Source organism: Bradyrhizobium sp. USDA 376 (assembly GCF_054063675.1).
In genome coordinates this window covers 8,358,668-8,384,395 of the sequence record NZ_JBSSGN010000001.1, presented here as the reverse complement: position 1 = coordinate 8,384,395, position 25,728 = coordinate 8,358,668, and the positions used below count along the sequence as shown (strand labels likewise).

Here is a 25,728-nt window from a genome sequence, read left to right as displayed (position 1 = left end):
TGAATTGCAATGGGAATTGAGATAATGAAAATCCTTCGTCGCACCGCCCAGGCCGCAGGTCTCTGGCTCGCGTTCACCGCGGCCACCTTCGCCGGCGAACCGCTGAAGATCGCGACCAGCGCCGGCCCGGTTGGCCAACTGGCCACGTTTGCCGCCAAGCTCGCCAAGGAGAAGGGGCAGGACGTCAAGATCGTCGAGCTATCAGACTGGGTCGCGTTGAACGAGGTCGTGAATAGCGGCGAGGTCGACGCCAATCTGTTCCAGCATGCGACCTATCTCGCGCTTCAGAACAAGCAGCGCGGATTCAATCTGGTGCAGGCCGACAAGGTCGGCGTGATCGCGCCCGTCGGGCTGTTCTCCAAGAAGATCAAGACGCTCGACGAGATCAAGTCCGGCGACAGCGTCGCCATTCCGAACGAGCCGCTCAACGGCGCCCGCGGACTGATCCTGCTGGAGCGGGCAGGCTTGATCAAGCTGACGCCGGGCAAGGGCTTCTCGGTCAGCAAGTTCGACATCGCCGACAACCCCAAGAATCTCAAGATCGTCGAGCTCGATCCGGCGCAGACCTACCGATCGCTGGACGACGTGACGCTGGCGCTCGTCAATATCACCTACCTCATTCCGGCCGGCGGCGATCCCAAGTCGGCGCTGATCATCGACCGCACCGTTGACGACGGGCTCGTGCTGCGCTTCACGGCCCGGCCCGACAAGAAGGACGACCCGCGCCTGAAGGCGTTCATCCAGGTGTTCAACTCGCCGGAGGTGAAGCAGTTCATCGAAGAGAAGATCCCGGCGTTCATTCCCGCGGGGTTCGGAAGCTAGGAGAGCGTCCTTCGTTGGGAAAGCCGCCCCATGATCTATGTCGTCGACGTGAATCGAATGAGTTTTGCCTTCGTGGCGGCAAGCGAGAGGCACGCAACGGAGATTGCGGGCTCGCCAGGGTTTGTACGGGCTCTGAACCGTTTCTTTCTGAAACGACCAGGCTCTAAGGGTTCGAGCCATCGTCCGCGTGCAGCGACGGTTCAGGAACTTGCTCTCTTCAACGATATGTCTTCCGAATTCGCGGATGCAACGGCGGACGTCCTGGTTGCCCGCGTCGGCTAGGCACCCAAACAGATGATCGCTCGATAAGGAGATCGTAGACCATGAGACGTCGCTTGTTCCTCGTGATGGCCGCCTTTGCTCTGTTCACCGCCCCGGCGTCCGCGGATCAGAAGATCAAGGTCGGGATATCGGGCGGCGATGCCGAAATCGTCTGGACCAAGGTCAAGGAGATCGCGGCCAAGGACGGCCTCGACGTGCAGGTCGTCGTCTTCAACGATTATCTGTTGCCCAACGCCGCGCTTGATGTCGGCGATCTCGATGCGAATGCCTTTCAGCACAAGCCGTTCCTGGACAATCAGATCAAGACACGGGGATACAAGATCGTGGCCGTCGGCGAGACGATCGTCGCCTCGATCGGGCTGTATTCCCGCAAGGCCAAGTCGGTTGCCGAGATCAAGGAGGGCGCGTCGATCGGCACGATCCGTCGAACGGCGGCCGTGCGCTGCGGCTGCTTCAGGCGGAAAAGCTGATCGAGCTGAAGGACGGCGTCGGGATCCTGCCGACGGCGCTCGATGTGACCGCAAATCCAAAGAAGCTCAAGATCCGCGAAATCGACGCCGCCCAACTGCCCCGTAGCCTCGACGACGTCGATGCTGCGGTCATCAACACCAATTACGCCGTCCCGGCCGGCCTCATCCCGGGCAAGGATTCCATCGCAATCGAGTCCTCGACCAACAATCCCTACAACAACTTCATCGCCGTTCGCGAGAAGGACAAGGATGCTCCCTGGATCGCGAAGCTGGTGCGCGCCTATCAGAACGACACGATCCGCCAGATCATCAAGGACAAATTGCCGGGGCAGATTCCGGCGTTCTGAACAGATTCAATCCGGAGACGAGCGATGACAAACCCACCTGGTCGCGCCGAGAAGCTGTCGAGTTCGGCAGGGTCCGTCGTGTTCGACGCGGATGTGCTGGTGCTCGGTGGCGGTCCCGCAGGCACATGGGCCGCGATCAGCGCCGCCGAGCGCGGCGCGCGTGTCGTGCTGGCGGACAAGGGCTTTTGCGGCACCTCAGGCGCAACCGCTGCGGCGGGCACCGGTGTCTGGTATGTCGACCCCGCTCCGGAGCGCCGCGAGGCCGCCATGGTCAGCCGTGAGAAGCTGGGCGGTCATCTCCAGGATCGCCGCTGGATGGCGCGCGTGCTGGACCGGACCTATGCCCAGAGCAACCAGCTTGCCGATTGGGGCTATCCTTATCCGGCCGATGACGACGGCAAGCCGCAGCGGAATTCGCTCCAGGGCCCCGAATATATGCGGCTGATGCGCAAGCGGACCAAGCAGGCGGGCGTGACCATCCTCGATCATTCGCCGGCGCTCGAGCTGCTGGTCGATGGCAACGGCGTGGTGGCCGGAGCGGCGGGCTTGCGCCGCCAGAAGGGGAATCGCTGGGCGGTGAACGCCAAGGCCGTGGTGATCGCCACCGGCGGGTGCGCTTTCCTCAGCAAGACGCTCGGGTCGAACGTGCTCACCGGCGACGGCTATCTTCTCGCCGCGGAGGCGGGAGCGGAATTCACCAGCATGGAGTTCTCCAACGCCTATGCGATCTCGCTGGCCTTCGGATCGGTGACCAAGACGTTGTTCTACAGCTGGGCGAGCTTCACCGATGAGCAGGGCAGCGTCATTCCCGGAGCTTCGTCGAAAGGTGGCCGCTCCGTGATTGCGCGCGCGCTCCGTAAGGGCCCTGTGTATGCCCAGCTTGATCAGGCCGATGCCGAGACTCAGCGGCACATGCGCGCGTCACAGCCGAACTTCTTTCTCCCCTTCGACCGCACCGGTATTGATCCCTTCACGCAACGTTTCCCGATCACGCTGCGCCTGGAGGGGACGGTTCGCGGGACGGGCGGCCTGCGGATCATCGACGACAGTTGCGCGACCACCGTGCCGGGTCTCTACGCGGCAGGCGATGCCGCGACGCGCGAATTGATCTGCGGCGGCTTCACCGGCGGCGGCAGCCACAATGCCGCCTGGGCGATGTCTTCGGGGTATTGGGCCGGCCAGGTAGTTTGCGCGACAATTGGGCACAACAATCGGGCGTCAGGCGTTCCGGCGCGGCACCGTTGGCTTGCGTTCCGGCAACGGACGGCCGTTGCAGGGCGGCGCGGTCGCGCGGAGCGTCCAGGACGAGGTGTTCCCCTACGAGCTGAACTACTTCCGCGAGGCCGGACGACTGGGCGAGTCGCTCGGTCGGCTGGATGCGTTGTGGTCCGATGCGTCGGGTGCTGATGCGCCGGACGATCAGGAACTGCTGCGCGTGCGCGAAGCTGCAGCCATGCTTGCGACCGCGCGCTGGATGTATCGCAGCGCGCTGGCGCGTCAGGAAAGCCGGGGAATGCATCGCCGCGACGATTATCCCGAGCAGGACGACCGCTATCTCCATCTGGTGACCACCGGCGGGCTCGACGACGTCTGGACAGCGCCACGTCCGCTGGCGTCTCCGCAGTATGCGGAGGCCGCGGAATGATCGAGGTCATCGACGCCGAACGGTGCACGGCCTGCGATATCTGCGTGAGCGTGTGCCCGACCAATGTCTTCGACAAGACCGACGGCATTCCCAGGATCGCGCGCCAGAGCGATTGTCAGACCTGCTTCTTGTGCGAGCTCTATTGTCCAGAGGATGCGCTGTTCGTCTCGCCGTTCGCCGATGCGCCGCAAGCGATCGACGTCCCGGCGTTGAAGGGGACGACCCTGCTGGGCAGCTATAGGCGAGCGGTAGGCTGGGTCGAGGAGAGCCGGCACCTACGGGTGGCCGACCGAAGCTTTCGGCTGTTTGGCCATTGAAAACCATGTCGTCTCAGGAGGCCGGCCATGAGCGGAGATCGCCTCTTCCTGTTGAAACCGGGATTTGAAGATCCCGAGCAGCCGGGCCGTTTCTTCGTCTGCCCGCACTGCAATGCGATCGAGGGATTGCTGGCGTCGTTTCCCGGACTGGCAACGCAGATCGAAGTGCACCGCCTGCCATTCGCGCGGCCGCGAATGGCGCTCGTCGAGATCCTGAGCGAGCAGCATCAATCGCTTCCGGTTCTGGTCTTCGATGAGAGCCGGCCGGTGCCTGAGGACGCCGGCGTGGCCAACGGCCGGCGCTTCATCGATTCCTCGGAACGAATACTTCGCTATCTGGCCGACCGCTACGCATTCCCGCACGTTCATCGCTAGGCCGCTTGCTGGCGCGGGCACGAGGAGGCGCACGCGCCGGGATTCCGTTCAAGTGATCCGAGGCGAGGCCGTCCTGGCTTGGCCGCGCGTCAGCTTTGCACCTGACCCCAGCGTTGGACGGTGATCCGCGTCAGGCTCCGGAAGATCACGCCCTCCACGAGGAGACCAATCAGGATCACGGTGAGCAGTCCCGCAAAGACGCTCGCCGTCTCCAGCTGCGCGCGGCTGGTGTAGATGAACCAGCCAATTCCGCCGGACCGCGCGCTGACGCCGAACACAAGCTCGGCCGCGATCAGCGTGCGCCAGGCAAACGCCCACCCGATCCGCAAGCCCGACAGGATCTGCGGGAAGGCCGCAGGCACCAGAATTTCCGCGACGAACCGGCCGCCCGAGAGGCCGAGGTTGCGGCCGGCCATTCGCAAGGTCGGCGGCACCGCGAGGAAGCCGCCGTAGCAGGCGAGGGCTACCGGCCACAGAACGGAGTGCACGATGACGAAGATGAGACTCGGCGTTCCCACCCCGAACCACAGCAGCGCAATGGGAAGCAGCGCGATGGCGGGGAGCGGGTTGAACATCGACGTCAGGAGGCCAAGAGCCTCATTGCCCCAGCGCGACAGGGCGGCGAGGGTCGTCAGCACCGCGGCGACGGCAACGCCCAGCGCATAGCCGGGGATGAGAACCCGCAATGAGGTCATTGCACGGTTCGGCAGTTCGCCCGACAGGATGGCCGACCATAGCGCCGACAGCGTCGCGCCCAGGGTTGGCAGCAGAAGTGCGTTGTCGAGCCAGCGTGCATAGAGCTCCCAGGCGAGCGCGAAGCCGGCGAGGATGACGAAGCGCCGCCATGGTGTACCCTCGAGCGCACGCCGCAGCGCTGGCGCACGAACGAGTTTTGGGGCCGCGATGTCAGACATGGTCGACTTCCGGAGCAGAAAACACGGTCTCCTGGATGCGTCGCTCCAGTTCGCCGAAACCTGAGCTGCCGCGGGCGCGAGTCTCCGGCGGGACATCGAAGGTAGCGGCCAGTCGTCCCGGGTGCGGCGTCAGGGCCAGAATGCGGGTTCCGACGCGGATCGCCTCGTCAATGCCATGGGTCACGAACAGGGCGGTGTTTCCGGTCTCCTCGCACAGCTTAAGCAGTTCGTCCTGCATCTGCCGCCGCGTCAGCGCGTCCAGCGCGGCGAAGGGTTCGTCCATCAGCAGCAGCGCCGGCTCCAGCGCAAAGGCTCGCGCGATCGCGACGCGCTGTTTCATTCCGCCAGACAAGGTGTGAGGGAAAGCGTCGACGAAATTCTTCAATCCGACACGCTCGAGCCAGCGCCGCGCAATGCCCTCTGCATCTCGCCGCGGCATTGATTTTCCCCGTTCCAGGGCATAGCGGACATTGCCGAGCACGGTGCGCCACGGCAGCAACTGATCGAACTCCTGAAACACGGTCATGCGGTCGGGCCCCGGGGCTCCGATCCACCGGCCGTTCATGCGAATCTCGCCGGCGCTTGGCTTGAGGAAACCGCCGACGGCGCGCAGCAGCGTGGACTTGCCGCAGCCTGACGGGCCGAGCAGGACCAGCCGTTCGCCGGCCGAGATCGTGAAGCTGACGTCTTCAACCGCCGTGAGGATGCCGTCCGGCGTCGGATAGCTGATGCTGACGTGATCGAGCTCGAGCAATGCGGGCGACGCGATATCGCCGACGAGGCCAGTCAGTCGCGGAGCGACGTTCATATCAGCTTCCCGGCTTCTCTCCGAGGCCGGACCAGAACAGATCCCGCCATGACGCCGGCGCCTGCTTGATCAGGCCGACCTTGGCCTCGAAATCCGCGAACTTCTGGGCTCCCTCGGGCGCGGTGGTGAAGCTCACGTCCTTGTCGCGGATGATGCTCTCGACGAAATCAGGCGTAAGCTTCGAGCCCTCTGCCTTGATGTAAAGCGCGGCGGCTTCCTTCGGATTGGCCCTGATCCATTCGTTGGCGCGGTCGAGACCGTGGACGAACGCCGAAATCGTCTTCGGATTGTCGTTGACGAACTTCGTGGTGGAGTACACCACGTTGAAGGTGTGGGGGCCGCCGAGCACGTCGTAGCTGTTGAGGACCTGGTGCACCTTGCCACTCGCCAGCTGTTGCTGCGAGAACGGCGGCGAGGTGAAATGCGCCGTGATTTCCGAATGGCCCGAGAGGATCTGGGCCGTCGCGTCCGGATGCGGCATGCTGACGGTGAGTTCGTCGAGCTTGTCGTATTTGCCAAACGCCTTGTCCGCCGCCATCTGGAGGACGATCGGCTGGAAGCCGACCTTGACCGAGGGGAGCGCGATCCGGTCCTTCTCGGTGAAATCCGCCAGCGTCTTGATATTGGGATTGTTGGTGGTCAGGATATTCGCCATCGAGCCCAGCGCAGCGATGCCGATGATCTTGGCGGTGGTTCGCGTCTTGTCCCAGGTCAGGATCATCGGCGTGATGCCGGCCGTTGCGAAATCCAGGCCGCCTGAAATCAGCGCCTCGTTCATGGCCGCTGCGCCGGACAGCCGGAGCCATTCGATCTTCGGCGGCGCAATGCCGAGTGCCTTGGCTTCCTCCTCGATCAGCCCCTTCTCGCTGGCGACGATGAGCGGAAGATAGGCGATGCCGAATTGCTGGGCGATGCGTAGTTGCGTTGTTTCGGCACGGACGAGATTTGCGCCACTCAGCGTAATGATCAGCGCAAGCGCCGCCGCCTGCAAAGGCTTCGATTTAATCATGTTGACGTCTCTTGAATTCCCGCTCGCGCGACGGCTCACCACGAGCCTTTGCGGCACACTTCAGGAAATCAGTCATCCGGTCCAGTGAACTGATGTCGCTGCGCCGTTTTCGAAAGAATCGCACTTGGTTGCCATGTTTGATGGGAAGTCTGTTCTCCAATCGCACTCGATCAAAGAAGCCTGTTTCCATGCCTTGAGGAGCTTCGATCCGCTTTCGGGCGTCCGAAGGGACCTGACAATGCAAGGACGTTACGTTTCATTCGCCGTCCTCGCTGGAGAAGTCTGTTCTACGGTGAAATAGACATATTCCCGACATCGAAGACGGCAGGGTGTCTCGTTCGCCGCAGGCTGCCAAAAGAGTTTTGCCTTTCATTGACGCGGCAATGGGCCGGCCCAAACATTGAGCGATGGGCATGGCCCGGCATCTTCACGCTGCCGGCTGAGCCGTCCTGTGTCGCCTGAGGCAGAGATCATGATGTCGTCCGCGCTCGAAGAGCTGTCGCTAGCGACCGACGTGCTGATTGTCGGCGGCGGCATGGCGGGCGCGTGGGCAGCGACTTCTGCGGCAGAGGCGGGGGCGAAAGTCGTGCTGGTCGACAAGGGCTATTGCGGCACCAGCGGCGTTACGGCCGCGGCGGGTCCGGGCCATTGGTGGGTGCCGCCGGATCCTCCGGCGGCACGCGATGCGGCTGTCGCCAATCGTATCGCGAGCGGCCTTGGTCTTGGTGAAGCTGACTGGATGTATCGCATCCTCGACCAGACCTGGCGCACACTGCCGACGCTGGCGCGCTACTACAAATTCGGCGTCGATGACGAGGGACGGGTGAACTACCGGGCCGTGCGGGGGCCCGAATATATGCGTGCCCTCAGGCAGCAAGCGCTGAGCCATGGCGTCACCATCCTCGATCATTCGCCCGTCCTCGAACTTTTGGCGCGATCCGACGGCTCGATCGGCGGTGCTCGCGGCCAGCGCCGACAGGATGGCGGGAGAGCTTATCGGATCGAGGCCGAGGCGGTGATCCTCGCGGCCGGCGGGACCAGCTTCCTGTCTCATCTGCTGGGATCACGCACCAATACGGGTGACGGCTATCTCATGGCGGCCGAGGCCGGCGCGGAGATGTCGGGCATGGAGTTCACCGCGGCCTACACCATTGCACCCGCGCATTCGACCATGACGCGAAGCATGGCCTATTCGTTCGCGGCCTATTACGACGCCGACGGGCACGAGCTCGATCTTCCCTTCGGTCCCGACCAGACCGTACGTCTGGCACGAGCGCTCCAGCGCGGTTCCGTCTACTGCGCGCTGAACCGTCTGCCTGACGATATCAAGGCGCGGCTGCATACGATTTCACCGAACGTCCCATTGGTGTTCGATCGCTGGGGCATCGATCCCTATCGCGACCGCTTCGAGATCACCTTGCACAACGACGGCACCATTCGCGGCATCGGCGGGGTCCGGGTGCACGATGTGGATGGCACGACATCGGTGCCGGGGCTGTTCGTGGCCGGCGACAATGCCTCGCGCGAGAAGGTTGCGGGCGCGATCTCCGGCGGCGGCAATGTCAACTCGGCCTGGGCGCTGTCGTCCGGTGTGTTTGCCGGACGTGCTGCCGCACGCCTGGCGCGCGGCGCGAAGCGGAGCGCGGGCCGACTACGGCCGCTTGGTCGCGTCGGGTGCGAGTCCCGCAGAGGCGCCAGGACGGTCGATCTCGCCGCGCTTCGTGACGGCGTGCGCGCCGAAATGCACCCGTTCGACAAGAATCTGTTCCGAACCGGGGATGGACTTGCAGCATCCGCACGCGTGCTCGAGGGCTTATGGACCGAGCTGGCCGATCACGCCGACACGGGCACAATCGCCTCGCGCGAGACGGCGGCTCTGCTGGCAACAGCGCGCTGGTCCGTCGCCACGGCGGCGGCGCGCAAGGAGAGCAGGGGGCTTCATCGCCGCGAGGACTTTCCTTCGCGAGATCCGGAACTTGCAGTCCGCCTGCTCAGCGGTGGCCTGGATCAGGTCCGGGTCGCGGTTGAAGGTGCACCTGCGAGCGCCAAAGCCGGTCGACTCGAGGCGGCATCATGATCGAACTCATCGTCGCCGACCGCTGCACGGATTGTGGCATTTGCATCGAGGTCTGTCCGGCCAATGTGCTCGACCGAGGGCAAGGCGGTCTTCCGGTTCCCGCGCGTGTCGAGGATTGCCAGACCTGCTTCATGTGCGAGCTCTATTGTCAGGCCGACGCCATCTACGTGGCACCGGATTGCGACCGCCGTGTCGCCGTCGAAGAGGCCGAGTTGGTGGCCTCCGGCCGCCTCGGCCAATACCGCAAGCATTCCGGCTGGGACGAATGGTCCGATCGATTTCCGAACGAGCAATGGCTGATGGAAACCGTGTTCCGTCGTGCCGGCGAGGCCGCGGCGCAGGCGAAGGTGATGTCGGCTGACGCTATCCGCACGAAGTGAGCCCGGACGACCCCACAGAGACAAACTCTTATGTCGTGCCGAGATGCGTCGTCCTGTTGTTGCATGACAGCGACGATCTTTGAAAAGACTATCTTGGGTCGAGCGCCTAGCATGTCCTCGTTGTTGCCATCGTAAAAGCTGCAGGACATGAATACTCCGCGAATTGAAAGCAGACGCGCGCCCGCCAGCGTGCGATCGCCGATCATCGTCAATCAGCTCGGCGCGGAGGTTCGTGCCACGTTGGCCGATCACTGGTCGCGTCCGCTGATCATCGATCATCCCGTCGATCGCGCGCCATGGGAGATCGCGCCGGAGGCGGACGTGCTGCTGACCCGGCCGCTGGCGGGCTGGCACAAGGCGCCCGCGGAGAAGCCGGCCGGCTGGCCGTTCGGCCTGCGCTGGATCCAGACTGCCTCGACGGGCGTCGATTTCTTTCCGGCATGGCTGCTCGACGGTCCCGTGGTTACGGTCGGCCGTGGCATCTCGGCCGATCCGATCGCGGAATACGTCCTTGCGGCGATCCTCGGCTTCGAAAAGCGCATCCACGACATCCGGCCGCGCAACCGCGAACAATGGAAGATTGCTCCGCTCGGTTCGCTCAACGGCAAGACCATCGGGATCGCGGGCTTCGGCGCGATCGGCCGCGCCGTCGTCGAGCGGGTCAAGCCGTTCGGCGTCAACATCAGGGTTTTGCGCCGCTCGGCCTGGCCATATGTCCTTCCGGGTATCCAGCCTGTCGACAGCATCGAGCAGCTGGTCGAGGTCTCCGATCATCTCGTTCTCGCTTTGCCGGCGACGACGAGGACGGCGCGTCTGATCAATGCCGACGTGCTGGCACGCGCCAAGACATCGCTGCACCTGATCAATGTCGCGCGCGGTCGTATCGTCGATCAGAATGCGCTGCTACAAGCGCTCGATGAAGGGCGAATTGCCGGTGCGACGCTCGACGTCACCGACCCCGAGCCGCCGCCGGAAGGCGATCCGATCTATTGCCATCCCAAGGTCGTCCTGACCCCGCATGTGTCGTGGACGGGTGGCGAGGATGCCAAACGGCTGGCCGACAAGACGCTGGTCAACCTCGACGCCTATGCGCATGGCGTGGCGCTGGCCGACGTCTTCGACAGGAATCTCGAATACTAAAAAAGGAGCCGCAACAATGAACAAGGTCGTCGAGAAGCCCAAGAAATACTCTCTGGTCGAGCGCACACCGGCCGCGACGTTCGAGGAAGAGCGGCTGCACCGCAAGCAGCGGCTTGCCGCGACATTCCGCCTGTTCTCGCGCTACGGCTTCGATCAGGGGCTCGCAGGTCATGTCACCGTGCGCGATCCGGAGTTTCCCGAACGGTTCTGGATCAACCCGCTGTCGAAACATTTCAGCCAGATCAAGGTGTCCGATCTTCAGCTCGTCGACCACGACGGCAACATCCTGATCGGTGACAAGCCGATCAACCAGGCCGGCTTCGTGATTCACTCGGCGATCCACGCCGCACATCCGGAGGTGATCGCGGCGGCCCACACCCATTCGACCTACGGCAAGGCCTGGTCGGCGCTCGGTCGTCTGCTCGATCCGTTGACGCAGGATTCCTGTGCGTTCTATGAGGACCACGTGCTGTTCGATCCGTTCTCCGGCGTCGTGCTGGAGGCGGAAGAGGGCCGCAAGATTGCGCAAGCGCTGGGATCGAAAAAGGCGGCGATCTTGCAGAATCACGGCCTGCTCACGGTCGGACCGACCATCGAGGCGGCTGCGTGGTGGTACATCGCCATGGACAATGCAGCGCGCGCCCAGTTGCTCGCCGAGGCCGCGGGGACGCCAAAACCGATCCCGCATGGGATCGCCAGCCTGACCTCGCGGCAGGTCGGTACGCACAAGGGCGGCTATTTCAGCTTCCAGCCGCTCTGGGACTGGATCACCGAGGCCGAGCCGGATCTGTTCAACTAGAGCATGATCCGGAAAAGTGTGGAGCGGTTTTCCGACAAGATCATGCCCAAACAAAGGGAATCTCGATCGCGCGGAGCCGCGCTGCCAGCTCTGCGCATTGCTGCCGGATATCGGGAACGGCAATGATCTCCCAGAACGCGGCCCGCGTGAGCGGGCCGACAGCGTAGAGGCGGCGAGAGGGAGATCCGTCGCGATCGATGATTGCGCAATCGCGTGTGACGTCGATACCGATTCGCAGCGGATCGATGCGGGCAAGGCCCTGGTCGAGCAGGCTGCGCACGGCCGGGTTGGTGCTGGCGCCGGGATCCCGGACGATCCCGGTGCAGTCGACGATGGCTCCGACCTGAAGCTCGGAGGTCTCGCTTTGGCTGCGCCGGCGGTAGCGAACGAGGGCGCCGCCGGGGTTCGGAGTGATGGCGGCGAGCTTGCCGGCGATGATCGTCAACCGTTTTGCCGCGAGAGCCTCCGCAATGCGCGCTTCAACCTCTGGCGCTGTGCGGTGGCGATGGACATCCCACCAGGGCGGGCGTGCTCCAGGAATCGGCGCTTCGAGCTCAGCGGCTGCTCCTGCCAAAGCCGCCTCCCCCGATGACGATCGCGTGCCGTCCCTCCGGACCCATCGTGCCGCCCCCCGCTCTGATCGCTCGGTCAACGTCGCAGGACTGGAGAAGTTCTGCCGCTCAAATGCGTTGATTGTCAGACAAGCGCGGTATTCTCTTATTCGACAAACAAACAGAGGTGGCACTCTGTTGAAGCGCCATTTGCTGGAACGATCTTGTCAAAATTCCTTGCAAACACGACTGACCAATTCGATGAACCAGCGCAGCGCCGGATCCGCGATAGCGCGGCGGGTATGGAGCAGGTCGATATTGAACTCCTCTAAATCGTAGGGAACTGGAACGACGGATACACCGGCGGCGGTCGCAAAGCGGCGCGCGATGCGCTCGGCCATGGTTGCTACCAGATCGGTTCCGGCGACGGCAAATGGCACCGCGACGACGTGGGCGAGCGTGATCGCAGTCCTGCGTTTGCGTCCGTGCCGGCTCAGCATCGTGTCGATAGCGCCAGGAAGCCCGTCGCCGCCGGCGGATGAGAACAGCACATGCGGAAGACGCGTATACTCATCCCGGGTGAGCCGCGCCTTTCGCCTGGCGCGCTTGGCGTCACGAATGCAGACGAAGTTCTCCGCGAACAGCGTGCATCGGGTGATGCGCTGGGAAGCGGGAAGGTGGCCGCCGATCAATACGTCGACATCGCCGCGCTCCAGGCTCGCGACACTCGTAGCCGGGTCGATGATGGGGCGCACCACGAGATCGATCTCCGGCGCCTCCCGTCGAAGCGCCTCGACCAGTCGTGGCACCACGACGAGGTCGCCGTAATCGGTCGCGGCAATCGTCAGGCGACGGCGGGATGTTGCGGGGTCGAACGTCGATGTGGGCGCGAGCACGCCCCTGATCTGTGCCAGTGCGTCGCTGATCGGTTGGGTCAGCGCCAGCGCCTTGGCCGTCGGTTGCATGCCGGAGGCCGAGCGCACGAAAAGCTCGTCGCCGAACAGAGCGCGCAGCCGCGTCAACACGCTGCTCATCGATGGTTGCGCCAGGCCGATGCGTTCGCCGGCGCGGGTCACATGGCGTTCCTCCATCAGCGCTTCGAAGGCCACCAGGAGGTTGAGATCGACTGAAGCTAAATTCATTTGGACAATGATAGATATGGCAATAATCGATTTCAAGAATGCTGCGAGATGTGCTCCTTACGGGCAGACGACATGATTGGACCGGGCGTATGCGACCCTCACTCCTGCGCCTCGTCCCGCGCGGACCGACATTGCTGGCGCTCGGTGTCCTGCTTGGGCTCGCCTTTCCGGCACTTGCGGATCTGGCGCGACCGCTGATGCCGACCACGATCTTCCTGATCGTGCTGGGAACGCTGTTGCGGATCGATAGCCAGGCTGTCATCGCCGCACTGCGGCGGCCATCGCTTTCCGTGCTGCTGCCCGCAATCGTCATGGTTGTTTGTCCGCTGCTGGTTGATGTGGCCGGCCGCGTCCTGAACCTCGATCCTGAGATCGCTCTTGCAATCGTGCTCGCCGTCTCGGCACCGCCGTCGAGCGGAACGGCGGCGGTGGCGCGTATGCTCGGGCTCGACGGTGCGGTGCCGCTCGTGGTGACGGTGTTGTCCATGGTGCTGGCGCCGATCACCGTGCCGCTTCTTGCGAGCTGGTTCGGGGGACTAGAGATCAGCGCGCTCGAGCTTGCGCTGCGCCTGGCGCTGTTGATAGGTAGCGCCGAAGGCGTGGCGTTCCTGGTTCGGCGGCATGCGGCCCCGATGCTCGCGGTCCATGGTGCGGCGGTCGACGGGACTATCATTGCCGCGCTCCTCGTCTTTGCCGTTGCGACCATGGCCGGTATTCGCGCGCAGATCGTGGCGGATGTGCAAGCCGCCACGCTGTGCCTCGGGCTTGCCCTTGCCTGCAATATTGCCCTTCAAGCTGCGGGCGTCGTGCTGCTGCCGGGCAATTTGGGCCAGCGCCTGACTGTCGGCCTCATCCTCGGCAATCGCAATGTCGGCCTGGTCTGGTCGGCGCTGGGCGCTGCCGCCTCGCCACGTATGGCCCTATACTTCGCCGCGACGCAATTTCCGATCTACCTCCTGCCGCGCCTGATCGAGACATTGATCGGCCGAGACACACGAAAGGCCAAGCCGTGACCATGCCCCATCTCACCCACGAACAGGCCTCGCATTTCGCCCGCATCGCGCTCGGCCATGTCACGCGCGAGTATCCCAACAATGTGGACCACGCGCTGGCTGAACCAGCGGATGCTCGCACGCCGAGCGAATTGCATCCAATCTTCTACGGCAGCTATGACTGGCACTCCTGCGTCCACAGCTACTGGATGCTGGCGCGACTGCTGCGGCGCTTTCCGGATTTTGCGGCGGCGTCGGACATTCGCGCGCTGTTCGACACACAATTCGTGCCCGAGAAGGTCGCCGCTGAGCGGGCTTATTTTGCTCGCCCAACTGCTCGCGGTTTCAAGCGGCCGTATGGCTGGGGCTGGCTCCTGAAGCTCGCGACCGAGCTCGCACTCCACCCTGACGATCGGTGGAGCCGCAATCTCGCCCCGCTGGCCGACATCATCGCGCAGCGCTTTCGCGATTTTCTACCGTTGGCGCATTATCCCGTACGCGTCGGAACGCATTTCAATACGGCGTTCGGCTTGCGGATGGCGGCGGACTATTCCGACGTCACGAGGGATGATGCGCTCGCCAGGCTGCTGCGCGAGACTTGCCAGCGCTGGTATGGCGAGGACAGCGACTGCCCGGCCTGGGGCGAGCCCAGCGGCGACGACTTCCAATCCTCGGCTCTCATCGAGGCCGAGTGCATGCGGCGCCTGTTGCCTCCGGACGCGTTCCTGCCTTGGTTCGATCGGTTCCTGCCGCGGCTCGTCGAAAAGCAGCCGGCAACGCTGTTCAAGCCTGCGACGGTCACGGATCGCACGGACGGCAAGATCGCCCATCTCGACGGACTCAATCTCAGCCGGGCCTGGTGCTGGCGCTCTCTCGGTGATGCCTTGCCGGCCGGCGACGCCCGTCGCGCCATTGCTCACGAGACGGCGTGCGAGCATCTGGCCGCGGGCCTGCCGCATATCGCCGAGCACTATATGGGCGAGCATTGGCTCGCGACCTTTGCCGTGCTTGCCCTCGATGAGGCTGACTGAATGGCAGTCGCTTTCCGGGGTTACTCAATCCGCAGTCGCCACCAGCCGAGGACGGGCCTGCGGTATTTCTGCGGCGACGGCGATACCTGACGGGATCGAGGCCAGCAGTGATCTTGTATAGGGCTGCTGAGGATTGTCGAAGATCTCGGCGACCGTGCCCCGCTCGACGATGCGCCCCTGGTGCAACACCGAGACGGTGTGGGCGAGTTGGCGCACCAGCGCCAGATCGTGAGAGACGAAGACATAGGTCAGACCGAGATTGGCCTGTAGCGAGAGCAGCACTTCGACGATGCCGGCCTGGACGCTGACGTCAAGCGCGGAGGTAGGTTCGTCGAGCACGATCACATCAGGCTTGAGCATCAGTGACCGGGCGATGGCCACGCGCTGACGCTGGCCGCCCGACAGGGCTCCGGGCTTGCGGGACAACAGGTGCTCGCCGAGCCCAACCTCCGTCAGCGCCTCGCGAACCCGCTGGTCGCGCTCGTTGCGGGTTCCGATCTTGAAACGATCGAGCGGTTCGCGCACGAGCCGCTCGATCGTCCAGGTCGGATCGAGCGAAGTGAACGGGTTCTGATAGACCAGCTGCAGGTGACGCCACACTGAGCGCAGTGCCTCGGGCGAGCCGCCGGTGATTCGCTCGCCTGCAACCGAGATGTTGCCGGTGTCGGCTTGCTCGAGCCCAAGCAGCAGCCGGATCGCCGTTGTCTTGCCCGAGCCGGACTCGCCGACCAGCGCGTGCGTGGTGCCGGCCGGGACGGTGAATGAGATGTTGTCGACGGCCGTCAGCGTCTTGCCGTCGACGGTGAATGTCTTCGTGACTGCGCTGATCTCGATCTTCGGTGCCTCGCCGCTCTTGAGGGAACGCAAGCCCCTGTCGCGCAGCGCGGCGTAACGGTCGGGGTTGAGGGCCGGAACGTCGCCGCGCAATTTCCTCGCATAGGCCGACGCCGGCGAGGAGAAGACGGAAGCGGTCCGCCCAGCCTCCTGGATGACGCCGTCCTTGAGCACCACGAGCGAGTTCGCCCGCTCGGCGGCGATCGCCAGATCGTGGGTGATCAACAGCAGGCTGATCTTGAGGTCGTGTTGCAGCCGCGTGAGAAGGTCGAGGATCCTTTTCTGGATCGTGACGTCGAGCGCGGAGGTCGGCTCGTCCGCGACCAGCAGTGCCGGCCGTGGAAGGATCGCAAGGCCGATCAGCACGCGCTGGAGCATGCCGCCGGAGAGCTGGTGCGGGTAGGAGTCGTAGACACGCTGGGGGTTGTCGAGCCCGACCTCGGCGAACGTCTCGAGGATGAGCTGCTTGCGGACCGCCTTGTCCGGCTCGGCGAGGAGTGCGGCGGCCTCTTGTGCCTGGGCACCGATCGTGCGTACCGGATTGAGCGAATTGGCGGGATCCTGCGGGACGAACCCGATGGCCCGTCCTCGCAACGGCCGGAAGCCGCGCTCGGACATCCCCAGCACCTCCTGGCCGTCGAACGCGACGTGGCCAGTGGCGCGTCCGCCGCTGGGGAGCAGCCGCAGCACCGCGCGGGCGATCGTCGACTTGCCCGAGCCGGACTCCCCGATGAGGGCGAGGCTCTCGCCGCGGCCCAGTTCAAACCCGACATTGGTGGCGACCTCATGCGGTCCGTAGGAGACCGACAGGCCGTCGACCCGGAGCAGCGGAATCGGACGTAGCGGCACCGGAGCGGCGCGCGTGAGTGTGTTGGCAGTCAGTCTGTCTTGCGCAGCCATCGGCTGATCCTGTTCACGGAGAGGACGGTCGCGATCGTGACGAAGGCGGGCGCGTAGACCAGCCATGGCCATTTGAGGTAGTCCTTGCCGATCGAGATCAGCAGGCCCCAGTCGGAAGCGGGCGGGGGATCGCCGTAACCGAGGAACGCGAGGCTCGCGATCACCAGGATCGACAGGCCGAATTGCAGAACTGCGAGCGGGAGCACCGAGCGCGATGCATTCGGCAGCACGTGCCGCAACAGGATGTGCCAGCGCGAGCCGCCCATCAGGAATGCTGCCTCGACGAAAACGGCCTGCCGGGTCTTGATCACTTCCGAACGCATCACCCGCGCGAAGACGGCCACCGCCGAGACGCCGGTCGCAATTGCGGCGTTGGTGGTGTCGAAGCCGATCGCGGTGAGGACGATGACCGCCAGCAGGAAGTTCGGGATCGCCAGCAGCACGTCGACCAGGCGAGCGAGCACGATGTCCACCCAGCCGCCGAGGAAGCCCGCCAGGAGGCCTGTCAGTCCGCCGGCGACGGCGGCGATGGCGACGGCGATGAGCGCGCTGGTCACCGAGGAGGCCGTGCCATAGACGACGCGGGTGTAGAGGTCGCGGCCCAAATGGTCGGTGCCGAACCAGTGCGCTGAGCTGGGGCTGAGCAGCTTCTCGGATGGGATGCCGCTGACCGGGTTCTGGCTCGTGAACAGGCTTGGTGCGAGCGACCAGGCGATCACGAGCACGATGACCACGAACGCGAGTGCGACGGTCGGTGGCACGCGAAGGGCCGTCAGTCGGCCCGTCGCCGCGACGCGCGAGGCAGAGGAGAGGGAGGCGACAGTCATGATGTCACCGCCGGGGATGTGGCAGCGGCGCTGTCGTCGGCAGTGGTCGGGCGAATCCTGGGACCGCCGATGAGCTTCACACGTGGGTCGAGCAACGGGTAGACGAGGTCGGCGATCAGGTTGACGAGCACGAAGACCACTGCCGCGAGCGAGACAACCGCCTGCAGGACAGGCAGGTCCTGCGTGCTCACCGAACGCTGCACCAGACTGCCGATACCGGTGCGTCCGAACACCGTCTCGGTGATCAGCGAACCGCCGAGCAACTCGCCGACGGCGAGTGCGATGACCGTGACGACCGGGAGTGAGGACGGCTTGAGCAAATGCCTGGCAAACAGGCGCATCTGCCCGAGCCCACGGCTGCGCGCAACAGCGGCGTATTCCTGCTCGGACTCCTTGTCGAGGTTCGCGATCAGCACCTCGGCGATCCGCGCGGAGACCGGGATTCCGAGCGCGATCGCGGCGAACAGAGTCGCCCAGAAGCTATCAGGCGTAATCACACGGAACAGACCGAGCTGGAAGCCGAAGATGTGGATCAGCACCAGACCGATCACGAAGTTGGGCACCGACAAGAATAGCGACGGGAAACCGCGCAGCAGGCCCTGGCCGAGTCGTTTTGGAGCGAACTGCGTGCCGTAAGCGATCGTGACCGCCAGCAGCAACGCGATGGCGAACGCTGTAGAGGCGAGGATCAGCGTTGACGGGAGAACCTCGGCGATCAGGGTTGTCACAGGCCGGTTGGACCGCATCGACAGGCCGAGGTCGCCGGTCACGAAGTTGGACAAGGACGTCCAGAGCTGGATCGGAATCGGCCGGTCCAGGCCCTGGGCGGCGATAATCTCCTTGATCTGGTCCTCGCTGAATCCATTCTGCGGGTCGCGCAGCACGTTGGTGATGGGGTCACCGGGTAAGATGCTGACGACGACGAAGGTGAAGACGTAAGCCAGCAGGATGACGCCAACGGCTTGGGCGAAGCGCTTCGCGGCATAGGACAGGTAGGCGCTTCTCATGCCGGTCGCCTCCTCACGCTACTTGTTTGCACTATGGACTACTCGCCGATCGTTGCCGTGTAATAGCTGGCGTAGGCGATGCCGTTGTAGACCTCTCCCTTGAGCTTCGGGGATTGCACGTAGATCCGCTGGACGATCTGCGTGCGCGGGATGAAGTAGCCTTGCTCGAGAACGTAGGTCTGCAACTCGTCGAGCAGCGGATTGCGAATGTCGAGAGAGGCCGCGCCGGCGATCTTGTCGCGCAGCTCATTGAGCTTCTTGTCGCTGTCGCCGAGGTTGAACCAGTTCTCGCCGTTGTTGGCGTCGGTGAGGATGCTGGCCACTGTGCCGGCGTCGATGAAGCTGCGCGTCACCTCGTAGGCCGGCACGGCCGGCCCGCCGAACCGGACTTTTTCGCCGAACGTCACGACGTCATAGGCGCGGATGGTGACCTTCCAGCCGATCTTACCGAGTTGCTGGGCGATGAGCTCGTCGATCGACTTTGCCGTTGCGAGGTAGGGGTTGGAGTGAAGTGTGAGCGACAGCTGCTTGCCGTCCCTGGTGCGGATACCATTGGCCCCCTTGATCCAGCCAGCTTCGTCGAGAAGCTTCTCGGCCTTGCCGGGGTTGTAGACCAGGAGATCGCTATGGTCGGTCGCACCCGGCACGTTACTCTGGATGAAGGACGTCGCCAGCTTCCAGTCGGGCGTATAGACGGTGTCGATGATCTCCTTCCGGTTGATGCCGGCCTGAAGGGCTTGGCGGACTTTCACGTCATTGTACGGCTCCAGCTTGGTGTTGATCGCGAGGCCATTGACGAAGCCGAGATAGCGCGGCGTTGCGATCGTGAAGCCCGCTTCCTTGAGCGATTTCAGTTCCTGCGGAGAGGGGCTGTAGGCGACATCGGCCTGTCCCGACTGGACAGCGGCGACCCGTAGCGACGGCTCCGATACAAGCTTGTAGGTGATCGAGTTGAGGTAGGCCGGACCGGTGTGGCCGACGGCGGCCGGCCCCCAATTGTAGTCCTTGCGCTTGACCAGCTTGACGAAGTCGCCCTCTTTCCAGGACGCGACCACATAAGGGCCGCTGCCGGATGTCTTGGCCAGATCAGCCTGCTGGGCAGCGGGCTGCGCGATCGTCTTCGGGGAGATGAGGATCGACCCGTGATAGCCGAGAGTCGGGATAAACCCGAGCGTCGGCGCCTTGAAGAAGACCTTCACGGTAGTTGCGTCGACCGCCTCTGCGTGGTCGTAAGTCTTCGGGAAGAGGCCAATCGGATTGATGCCTTCGTTCCGCCGGCCGGCGTACCAGATGTCGAGGTTGGCGACGACCGCCGAGGCATCGAGCGGGGTGCCGTCGGAGAAGGTCACGCCCTTCTTGATGTGCAGGGTGAACTGGGTGGCGTCGCCGTTCTGCTCCCAGCTCTCGGCGATCCAGGGGCTGACCTTGCCGTCGGCATCGACGTAGACAAGCTTGTCGGTCACATGGCCCCAGATGTGGCCCTGGAAGCTGGATATCGCACTGTTGTTCGGAATCCAGGTGCTGCCGAGGGAGTCGATGAGGAAGGTGATGTCACCGCCGTTCGGCGGAGCGCCGGCACTCAGAACTGGAGACAGACCCGCCATGGCCGTCAAGGCGGCGCCTGCCAGCGCGGAGGTTGCGACCAACAGGCGGCGCCGGGAGAGCAAGAGCGAAGAGAAGCGCGCAGACATGGATGGCCCCTGATGATTGATGGCGTCGATCGGATCGCGATGTTTTTCAGCACGATCTGCCTTTCTTCGTAGGAGAGGCGAAACCAAGAGACCTGGCCATTCCAAAGTTTGGGTGAGGTGGGCAACAAATGCCTCGGGATCGGGGGAATGGGCGCAATAGCCGTTTTTTTCTTCGTGAAAACGTGCACGATCGTGGTTTGACTCACGATCGAAGACGCATCGGTTGCGGCCTCGAGCATGCGCAAATTTGAATTCGACTGCGAGATGGTTCGCTTCGACGTGTCAATTCGCGGGGCGCATCGTCGTATTGAAAGGACATTCTGCCAAATCCCGCGCACGGTAGAACGGCATTGATGCCGACGATCGAAAAACGAATTTTGCTACCATCGAATTGCGCGCTGGAGTTTGCGAAGGTGACGCCGTCTCAGCTGAGACGGAGCAAGTTCGATTTCATGACGGATGCGTCGCTACTTTCCAGACCTGCCGATGCGACTGCGGTACCCTCGGCCAGCCGCACGGAGCCATGTCACCGTCCCGGCGAATCTGTAGTGACGGTGGTCGCCGACGTTGCGCGTCCGTCGGAAGTGTCGAGATTGCGCCCGCGTGTCCCGATCTGGCGCGCCGTCGCTTTGCCCTGGCTTCTCCCGATCGGCCTTCTGCTCGTCTGGCAGTTTCTCTCTGCGACCGGGATTGTGTCCACGGCGATCGTTCCGGCGCCATCCGACATTTGGGACGCTGCGCGGCAGCTTGCCGAGCGCGGTGAATTGCAGCACGACATCCTTGTCAGCCTTCGCCGGGTTGCGATCGGCTTTAGCATCGGTGCCTTCGGCGGGCTGCTGCTCGGCCTGGCCGTCGGGCTGTTTGAGCCGGTGCACGATCTCTTCGATCGGTCGCTGCAGATGATCCGGACCATTCCGCACCTTGCGTTGGTGCCATTGATGATCCTCTGGTTCGGCATTGGAGAGGAGCCGAGGCTCATTCTTGTCGCGATGGGTTCACTCTTCCCGGTCTACATCAATACGGTCGGAGGCATCCGCAATGTCGATCCGAAACTGATCGAGCTTGGAAAATCCTACAGCCTCGGGGGTGCCGAACTGGTCTGGTCCATCATCTTGCCGGCGGCGCTTCAGCCCATCCTGGTCGGCATGCGCTATGCGCTTGGCGTGGCCTGGCTCACGCTCGTGGTGGGTGAAACGATCGCCTCACGTGATGGCGTCGGCTACCTCGTGCAGAATGCCCGCGAGCTGCTGCGCATCGACATCATCGTGCTCGCCATCATTCTCTATGCTATCGCGGGCTGGCTGTCGGATTTCATCACGCGGCTGATCGAACGCCGGTTGCTGCGTTGGCATCCGAACTATGCTGACAGGGTGACGGCATGAGCGGAGCCAGTGTCAGCCTGCGCTCGGTCGGCAAATCCTTCGCCGGCCGGAGAGTCCTTGAGAACGTCGATCTCGACATCGCGGCGGGCCAGTTCGTCTCGATCATCGGGCCGAGCGGGGCTGGCAAGTCAACGCTCTTGCGTCTTGTGGCGGGACTGGACGCACCCTCGCAAGGCCGCATTGAGCTTCGGACGACGGGCCACAAGGCGGATGTGCGCCTGATGTTTCAAGAGGATCGCTTGCTGCCGTGGCGGACGGTCCTCGGCAATGTGTTGCTGGGCATCAAGGGCAGGAAGGATGACGCCGGACGCATTCTCGAAGCGGTCGGATTGCAAGGGCGCGAAGGTGAATTTCCGGTCGGGCTGTCCGGCGGACAGCGCCAGCGTGTGGCGCTGGCGAGGGCATTGATCCACGAGCCAGATCTCTTGCTGCTCGATGAGCCATTTGGGGCGCTCGACGCCATCACCCGGGCTGCGATGCAGCTTCTGCTCGGGCAATTGCTCATCGCGTGGCCCCGCACCGTCGTGCTGGTCACGCACGACGTCGAGGAAGCATTGCTGCTCTCCGATCGGGTGCTCCTGGTCAGGGACGGCGGCATCGCGCGCGATCTGATCTTCGACCAGCCGCGTCCGCGGCATCGCGGCGACCCGGCGCTGTCGGCCCTGAAAGAAGAGCTGCTCGACGGTCTGCTGACGGCCGAACGAGTCATGGCTGCTGTTGCATAACAAGACGAAAGGATGACGACATGGTTTTTGATGGTGCGCAGCGCAGAGGCGCTGGTATCTCGCGGCGCTCGATACTGTCGATCGGTGCGGGATTTGCCGCGGCCGCGACCGGCGCGGGCGGGACATCGCGAGCGAATGCCGCCGACTCCGTGCCGCCACAGCTGACCGTCGCGGTCATCGGTGACGGCCGCACCGGCGTCTGGGCATCGCTGCGGGCCGGCGTGGGCGGCCGCAATCTTGAGCAGGAGCTCGGCACCAAGATCGTCTGGCAGCCCGGCTTCACGGCATCGCTGCCGGTCATGGAGGCGATCAAGGCCGGCTCCGTCGATTTCACCTTTGCCACCGCAACGGCGGTCGTGAATGCTGTTCCGGCGCGCGTTCCGATCGTGCCGCTCGCGGCCTATCCATTGCCGGTCGATGAGGTCGATTTCCTGGTGCAGGCCAACTCGCCGATCAAGACGGCGGCCGATCTGAAGGGCAAGAAGATCGCTCATCAGAACGGCACGACCGGGACCTACAGCCTGATCAAATATCTGGAGACCGCCGGCCTCAGATTGTCTGACGTCTCGGCCGTCAGCCTGAGCGGGGCGGATGCGTTTACGGCCTTCGCGCAAGGAAGCATCGACGGCTGGATTCACTGGCAGCCGGCCACGGCGCTGGCGCTGACAAAGCTCGGCGGCAAGGCGCGTTTGCTGCCCGACGTGAAGACCTACGACTACGCCTTCTACGTCGCGCGCAGTGAAGTCGCGGTGAAATATCCGCAGCTCCTCGCCAAGTTCGTGAAGATCATCCGGGAGACCCAGGCCCATATCTTCGCGCATCCGGCCGAATCCGTCGCGCTGTGGGCCTCCCAGGGCGGCTTTCCGCCGAACGGGACCGAGCAGGCCGTCTATGAGAAGCTCGTCCGGGATGCCAGGCTGTCCGAGTCGACCGCCGTTGCGCTCAAACCAATCGATGAAGCGGCCGCGGCATCGACGCAGGATCTCGCCGACAATTTCCACGCGCTCGGCGTGCTCCCGAATAAGGTCGACGTCCGATCGTTCCTGCTGGGCACACAGTTCGACGCTGCGAAGAAGGCCGTTGCGCTGGAGCTCGGCGCATAAGCGGTCACGCCGATAACACGAGAGGAACATCATGAACGCTCAAGCCGGCGAGACGGTGTCGATCAACTCCGCCACCATCGGCCAGTTCGGTCGCTATTTGCTCAGCGCGGGTAGGAACCATTTCATCTCGGACCAGCGTGTCGCCGTCGGCGGTCCAGGTGAAGCGATAAACGCCGGCGAATTGCTGCTGTCGTCGCTCGGCAGCTGTTCGCTCGGGCTGATCCAGAAGACAGCAAAAGAGCAGGGAATCGTGCTGCGCGAGGCCGGATCCGAAGTCTCGTTCCGCCGCCACGCGACCGATCCGACGCGGTACGAATGGATTCGTATCGCGGTCCGTCTGTCCGGCGTGACGGCGGGCGAGGCCGAGACGCTGGTCGCGGGCTTCACCGCCAACTGTCCGATCTACAATACGCTGAGGCGTGGCGGTCCTGTCGAGATCTCCTGGACCGTGAGCTGATCCATGGCTGACAGAAAGTTGCACCTTGCCGCCTTCGTCTCCGCAGGTCCCGTCTCTGGAAGCCATGCCGGATGGCGGCATCCCGAAGCAGACGGCGACCTGCTGTCCGCCGCCTACTATCAGAACATCGGTCGGTTGCTGGAAGAGGGGCGTTTCGATCTTCTGTTCATCGCCGACATCCTTGCGATCCCGGACACGCTGGGCGACAGTCTCGATAGCCAGCTTCGTTACGGCGCGCTGGGCGCGCTGCGGCTCGATCCGCTGGTGGTGCTCTCGATCATCGCGGGCGCGACCAAATATCTCGGTCTCGGCGCCACCATCTCCACAACCTACGCCCAGCCCTATGTCCTGGCGCGTGCGCTCGCGACGCTCGACCATCTCAGCGGCGGCCGCGCCGCCTGGAATATCGTCACCTCTTTTCAGGAGGCAGAGGCGCGCAATTTCGGCCTGACCGAGCAGCTCTCGCGCGAGGGCCGCTACGAGCGCGCCGACGAATTTCTCGAGGTCGTGACCAAGCTGTGGAATTCGTGGGAGGACGGTGCGCTGGTCCGCGATCGCCAGACGCCGCTGTTCGCCGACCCTGCGCGGGTGCACCGGATCGATCATTCCGGCAAATGGTTCAACGTGCGCGGCCCGCTCAATGTCAGCCGGCCACCGCAAGGGCGTCCGGTCTTCATCCAGGCCGGCGCCTCGGATCGTGGCCGTGATTTCGCAGCCCGGTGGGCCGAGATTATTTTCGTGACCCCGGGCCTGATCGACGTCGCCGTCGAATTCCGCAACGATTTGCGCGCCCGCGCCGTGCGATTTGGCCGAGACCCGGACACGATCAAGGTACTGCCCGGCATCGTCCCGGTGATCGCCGACACGGAGAAGCAAGCCAAGGCACTGCACGACCAGCTCCACGAACTCTCGCATCCCGTGTCGGGTCTTTCGACCTTGTCCTATCATCTCGGCGTCGATCTCTCGCGTTTCCCGCAGGATCAGGTCCTGCCCGAGAATCTCGACGTTCCCGGCGTCCAAGGGCATTACCGCGAGGTCTCCGAGCTGACGCGGCGCTCGGGTTTGAGCCTCGCCGAATTAGGACGGCGCTATGGGGCAGGGAGAACCACCAGCGGCTTTGCCGGCACGCCCGGTTCAGTGGCAGACCGCATGCAGGAGTGGTTCGAGGCCGGCGCCTGCGACGGCTTCATGTTGCAGGTCCCGTATCTTCCGGGGGGCCTGGAAGAACTGGTCCACGGCCTCGTGCCGGAGCTACAACGTCGCGGCCTCTTTCGTACCGAGTACGACGGTTCGACCTTGCGCGATTCGCTGGGCTTGCCTCGCCCGGCAAGCTGAGGGGGCGCCTTTTGGCCTATCCGACGTTGTCCTCTTCAGTTTCAGTCGCTCCGACAATACTCAGCGCAGCGAGAATCATGGTCGTACGAAGGATGCCATTTCCGGCCGGATAAGCCTGTTTTGCGACCAGTAAGTCATTGATAACCCTCAGCCCGTGCTGACTCTTAATCAGCGACCGTCGGCACGGCGATGTCATTGACGTCGGCTCATTGATCGACCGCACGATCTGATGAGAACGAGCCACCGATTTCTGTCGGTGCGCGGGATCTGGTCCGTGGTGCTCGCGAATAGACAAGTGTCACATTTGCGCTGCATGGCACATAAAATTCTTCCGGAGGGTGAACCGGAGTGCTCCGCACGCGTTGG

General features: G+C 63.9%; 26 protein-coding genes and 1 pseudogene. 18 read left to right on the top strand and 9 right to left on the bottom strand.

Features of this window, described 5'->3' with window-relative positions; all coding sequences use genetic code 11:
* The first annotated feature begins 24 nt into the window (after positions 1 to 24).
* The 7 genes and pseudogenes from ACVJ19_RS39495 to ACVJ19_RS39465 all read left to right on the top strand — a co-directional run bounded on the left by ACVJ19_RS39495 (position 25) and on the right by ACVJ19_RS39465 (position 4,258).
* Complete coding sequence (locus ACVJ19_RS39495) at positions 25 to 822, top strand: MetQ/NlpA family ABC transporter substrate-binding protein (RefSeq protein ID WP_453954434.1); 798 nt, start codon at positions 25 to 27, stop codon at positions 820 to 822.
* A gap of 30 nt (positions 823 to 852) precedes the next feature.
* Entirely contained in the window at positions 853 to 1,104 is a 252-nt protein-coding gene (locus tag ACVJ19_RS39490) for a hypothetical protein (protein ID WP_453954433.1), read from the top strand.
* Positions 1,105 to 1,145: 41 nt separating this feature from the next.
* A pseudogene (locus ACVJ19_RS39485) lies at positions 1,146 to 1,921 on the top strand (MetQ/NlpA family ABC transporter substrate-binding protein).
* 24 nt (positions 1,922 to 1,945) lie between these two features.
* Positions 1,946 to 3,328, top strand: coding sequence for an FAD-dependent oxidoreductase (locus ACVJ19_RS39480; protein ID WP_453954432.1), 1,383 nt, complete (start codon positions 1,946 to 1,948; stop codon positions 3,326 to 3,328).
* Entirely contained in the window at positions 3,231 to 3,566 is a 336-nt protein-coding gene (locus ACVJ19_RS39475; protein ID WP_453954431.1) for a hypothetical protein, read from the top strand. The genes ACVJ19_RS39480 and ACVJ19_RS39475 overlap by 98 nt, the downstream gene beginning before the upstream one ends.
* A complete protein-coding gene (locus ACVJ19_RS39470; protein WP_453954430.1) occupies positions 3,563 to 3,883 on the top strand; it encodes a 4Fe-4S dicluster domain-containing protein in 321 nt (106 codons plus the stop codon). The genes ACVJ19_RS39475 and ACVJ19_RS39470 overlap by 4 nt, the downstream gene beginning before the upstream one ends.
* A 27-nt stretch (positions 3,884 to 3,910) precedes the next feature.
* Positions 3,911 to 4,258: a DUF3088 domain-containing protein gene (locus tag ACVJ19_RS39465; RefSeq protein WP_453954428.1), complete on the top strand. Its 348-nt coding sequence runs from the start codon at positions 3,911 to 3,913 to the stop codon at positions 4,256 to 4,258.
* An 89-nt stretch (positions 4,259 to 4,347) separates the two neighbouring features.
* Here ACVJ19_RS39465 and ACVJ19_RS39460 read toward each other — a convergent pair whose 3' ends face one another.
* From ACVJ19_RS39460 to ACVJ19_RS39450, 3 genes are read right to left on the bottom strand one after another with little or no spacing between them, the layout of a single operon-like run.
* On the bottom strand, positions 4,348 to 5,172 hold the full coding sequence (locus tag ACVJ19_RS39460; RefSeq protein WP_453954426.1) for an ABC transporter permease: 825 nt from the start codon (positions 5,170 to 5,172) through the stop codon (positions 4,348 to 4,350).
* A complete protein-coding gene (locus ACVJ19_RS39455) occupies positions 5,165 to 5,980 on the bottom strand; it encodes an ABC transporter ATP-binding protein (RefSeq protein ID WP_453954425.1) in 816 nt (271 codons plus the stop codon). The genes ACVJ19_RS39460 and ACVJ19_RS39455 overlap by 8 nt, the downstream gene beginning before the upstream one ends.
* Before the next feature lies 1 nt (position 5,981).
* The gene (locus tag ACVJ19_RS39450; RefSeq protein ID WP_453954424.1) at positions 5,982 to 6,989 is read right to left on the bottom strand and encodes an ABC transporter substrate-binding protein; all 1,008 of its coding nucleotides are present in this window, start codon (positions 6,987 to 6,989) and stop codon (positions 5,982 to 5,984) included.
* A 451-nt stretch (positions 6,990 to 7,440) separates the two neighbouring features.
* Between ACVJ19_RS39450 and ACVJ19_RS39445 the strand changes: the two genes are divergently transcribed.
* The 4 genes from ACVJ19_RS39445 (at position 7,441) to ACVJ19_RS39430 (ending at position 11,385) form a co-directional block, all read left to right on the top strand.
* Complete coding sequence (locus ACVJ19_RS39445; protein ID WP_456739505.1) at positions 7,441 to 9,066, top strand: FAD-dependent oxidoreductase; 1,626 nt, start codon at positions 7,441 to 7,443, stop codon at positions 9,064 to 9,066.
* Positions 9,063 to 9,446, top strand: coding sequence for a 4Fe-4S binding protein (locus ACVJ19_RS39440; protein ID WP_453954422.1), 384 nt, complete (start codon positions 9,063 to 9,065; stop codon positions 9,444 to 9,446). The genes ACVJ19_RS39445 and ACVJ19_RS39440 overlap by 4 nt, the downstream gene beginning before the upstream one ends.
* A 147-nt stretch (positions 9,447 to 9,593) precedes the next feature.
* Complete coding sequence (locus ACVJ19_RS39435) at positions 9,594 to 10,586, top strand: NAD(P)-dependent oxidoreductase (protein ID WP_453954421.1); 993 nt, start codon at positions 9,594 to 9,596, stop codon at positions 10,584 to 10,586.
* Between the two features lie 16 nt (positions 10,587 to 10,602).
* A complete protein-coding gene (locus ACVJ19_RS39430) occupies positions 10,603 to 11,385 on the top strand; it encodes a class II aldolase/adducin family protein (protein WP_453954420.1) in 783 nt (260 codons plus the stop codon).
* 40 nt (positions 11,386 to 11,425) lie between these two features.
* Here the strand turns inward: ACVJ19_RS39430 and ACVJ19_RS39425 are convergent, their stop codons facing one another.
* Positions 11,426 to 11,830: a hypothetical protein gene (locus tag ACVJ19_RS39425; RefSeq protein WP_453954419.1), complete on the bottom strand. Its 405-nt coding sequence runs from the start codon at positions 11,828 to 11,830 to the stop codon at positions 11,426 to 11,428.
* A gap of 333 nt (positions 11,831 to 12,163) precedes the next feature.
* Positions 12,164 to 13,114 (bottom strand): LysR family transcriptional regulator, encoded by a 951-nt coding sequence (locus ACVJ19_RS39420; protein ID WP_453954418.1) that lies wholly within the window; start codon positions 13,112 to 13,114, stop codon positions 12,164 to 12,166.
* A gap of 53 nt (positions 13,115 to 13,167) precedes the next feature.
* On the opposite strand from ACVJ19_RS39420, the gene ACVJ19_RS39415 reads away from it, so the two are divergent.
* Positions 13,168 to 14,091 carry a hypothetical protein gene (locus ACVJ19_RS39415; RefSeq protein WP_453954417.1) on the top strand — a complete coding sequence of 308 codons (924 nt, stop codon included), beginning with the start codon at positions 13,168 to 13,170 and terminating at the stop codon, positions 14,089 to 14,091.
* 2 nt (positions 14,092 to 14,093) lie between these two features.
* Positions 14,094 to 15,101 carry a DUF2891 domain-containing protein gene (locus tag ACVJ19_RS39410; RefSeq protein WP_453955299.1) on the top strand — a complete coding sequence of 336 codons (1,008 nt, stop codon included), beginning with the start codon at positions 14,094 to 14,096 and terminating at the stop codon, positions 15,099 to 15,101.
* Positions 15,102 to 15,125: 24 nt separating this feature from the next.
* On the opposite strand, the gene ACVJ19_RS39405 is transcribed toward ACVJ19_RS39410, so the two are convergent.
* From ACVJ19_RS39405 to ACVJ19_RS39390, 4 genes are read right to left on the bottom strand one after another with little or no spacing between them, the layout of a single operon-like run.
* Positions 15,126 to 16,835, bottom strand: coding sequence for an ABC transporter ATP-binding protein (locus ACVJ19_RS39405; RefSeq protein ID WP_456739504.1), 1,710 nt, complete (start codon positions 16,833 to 16,835; stop codon positions 15,126 to 15,128).
* The gene (locus ACVJ19_RS39400) at positions 16,814 to 17,662 is read right to left on the bottom strand and encodes an ABC transporter permease (protein WP_453954416.1); all 849 of its coding nucleotides are present in this window, start codon (positions 17,660 to 17,662) and stop codon (positions 16,814 to 16,816) included. The genes ACVJ19_RS39405 and ACVJ19_RS39400 overlap by 22 nt, the downstream gene beginning before the upstream one ends.
* Positions 17,659 to 18,669, bottom strand: a complete 1,011-nt coding sequence (locus tag ACVJ19_RS39395) for an ABC transporter permease (protein WP_453954415.1) — start codon at positions 18,667 to 18,669, stop codon at positions 17,659 to 17,661. Before ACVJ19_RS39395 ends, ACVJ19_RS39400 begins: the two co-directional genes overlap by 4 nt.
* Before the next feature lie 38 nt (positions 18,670 to 18,707).
* Positions 18,708 to 20,360: an ABC transporter substrate-binding protein gene (locus ACVJ19_RS39390; RefSeq protein WP_453954414.1), complete on the bottom strand. Its 1,653-nt coding sequence runs from the start codon at positions 20,358 to 20,360 to the stop codon at positions 18,708 to 18,710.
* A gap of 353 nt (positions 20,361 to 20,713) precedes the next feature.
* On the opposite strand from ACVJ19_RS39390, the gene ACVJ19_RS39385 reads away from it, so the two are divergent.
* The 5 genes from ACVJ19_RS39385 to ACVJ19_RS39365 are packed head-to-tail and all read left to right on the top strand — an operon-like array spanning position 20,714 to position 25,362.
* Entirely contained in the window at positions 20,714 to 21,742 is a 1,029-nt protein-coding gene (locus ACVJ19_RS39385; RefSeq protein WP_453954413.1) for an ABC transporter permease subunit, read from the top strand.
* On the top strand, positions 21,739 to 22,467 hold the full coding sequence (locus tag ACVJ19_RS39380; RefSeq protein ID WP_453954411.1) for an ABC transporter ATP-binding protein: 729 nt from the start codon (positions 21,739 to 21,741) through the stop codon (positions 22,465 to 22,467). Before ACVJ19_RS39385 ends, ACVJ19_RS39380 begins: the two co-directional genes overlap by 4 nt.
* A 20-nt stretch (positions 22,468 to 22,487) precedes the next feature.
* A complete protein-coding gene (locus tag ACVJ19_RS39375; protein ID WP_453954410.1) occupies positions 22,488 to 23,570 on the top strand; it encodes an ABC transporter substrate-binding protein in 1,083 nt (360 codons plus the stop codon).
* 31 nt (positions 23,571 to 23,601) lie between these two features.
* Positions 23,602 to 24,027, top strand: a complete 426-nt coding sequence (locus tag ACVJ19_RS39370) for an OsmC family protein (RefSeq protein ID WP_453954409.1) — start codon at positions 23,602 to 23,604, stop codon at positions 24,025 to 24,027.
* Positions 24,028 to 24,030: 3 nt separating this feature from the next.
* Positions 24,031 to 25,362: an LLM class flavin-dependent oxidoreductase gene (locus ACVJ19_RS39365; protein WP_453954408.1), complete on the top strand. Its 1,332-nt coding sequence runs from the start codon at positions 24,031 to 24,033 to the stop codon at positions 25,360 to 25,362.
* The last annotated feature ends 366 nt before the right edge of the window (positions 25,363 to 25,728 follow it).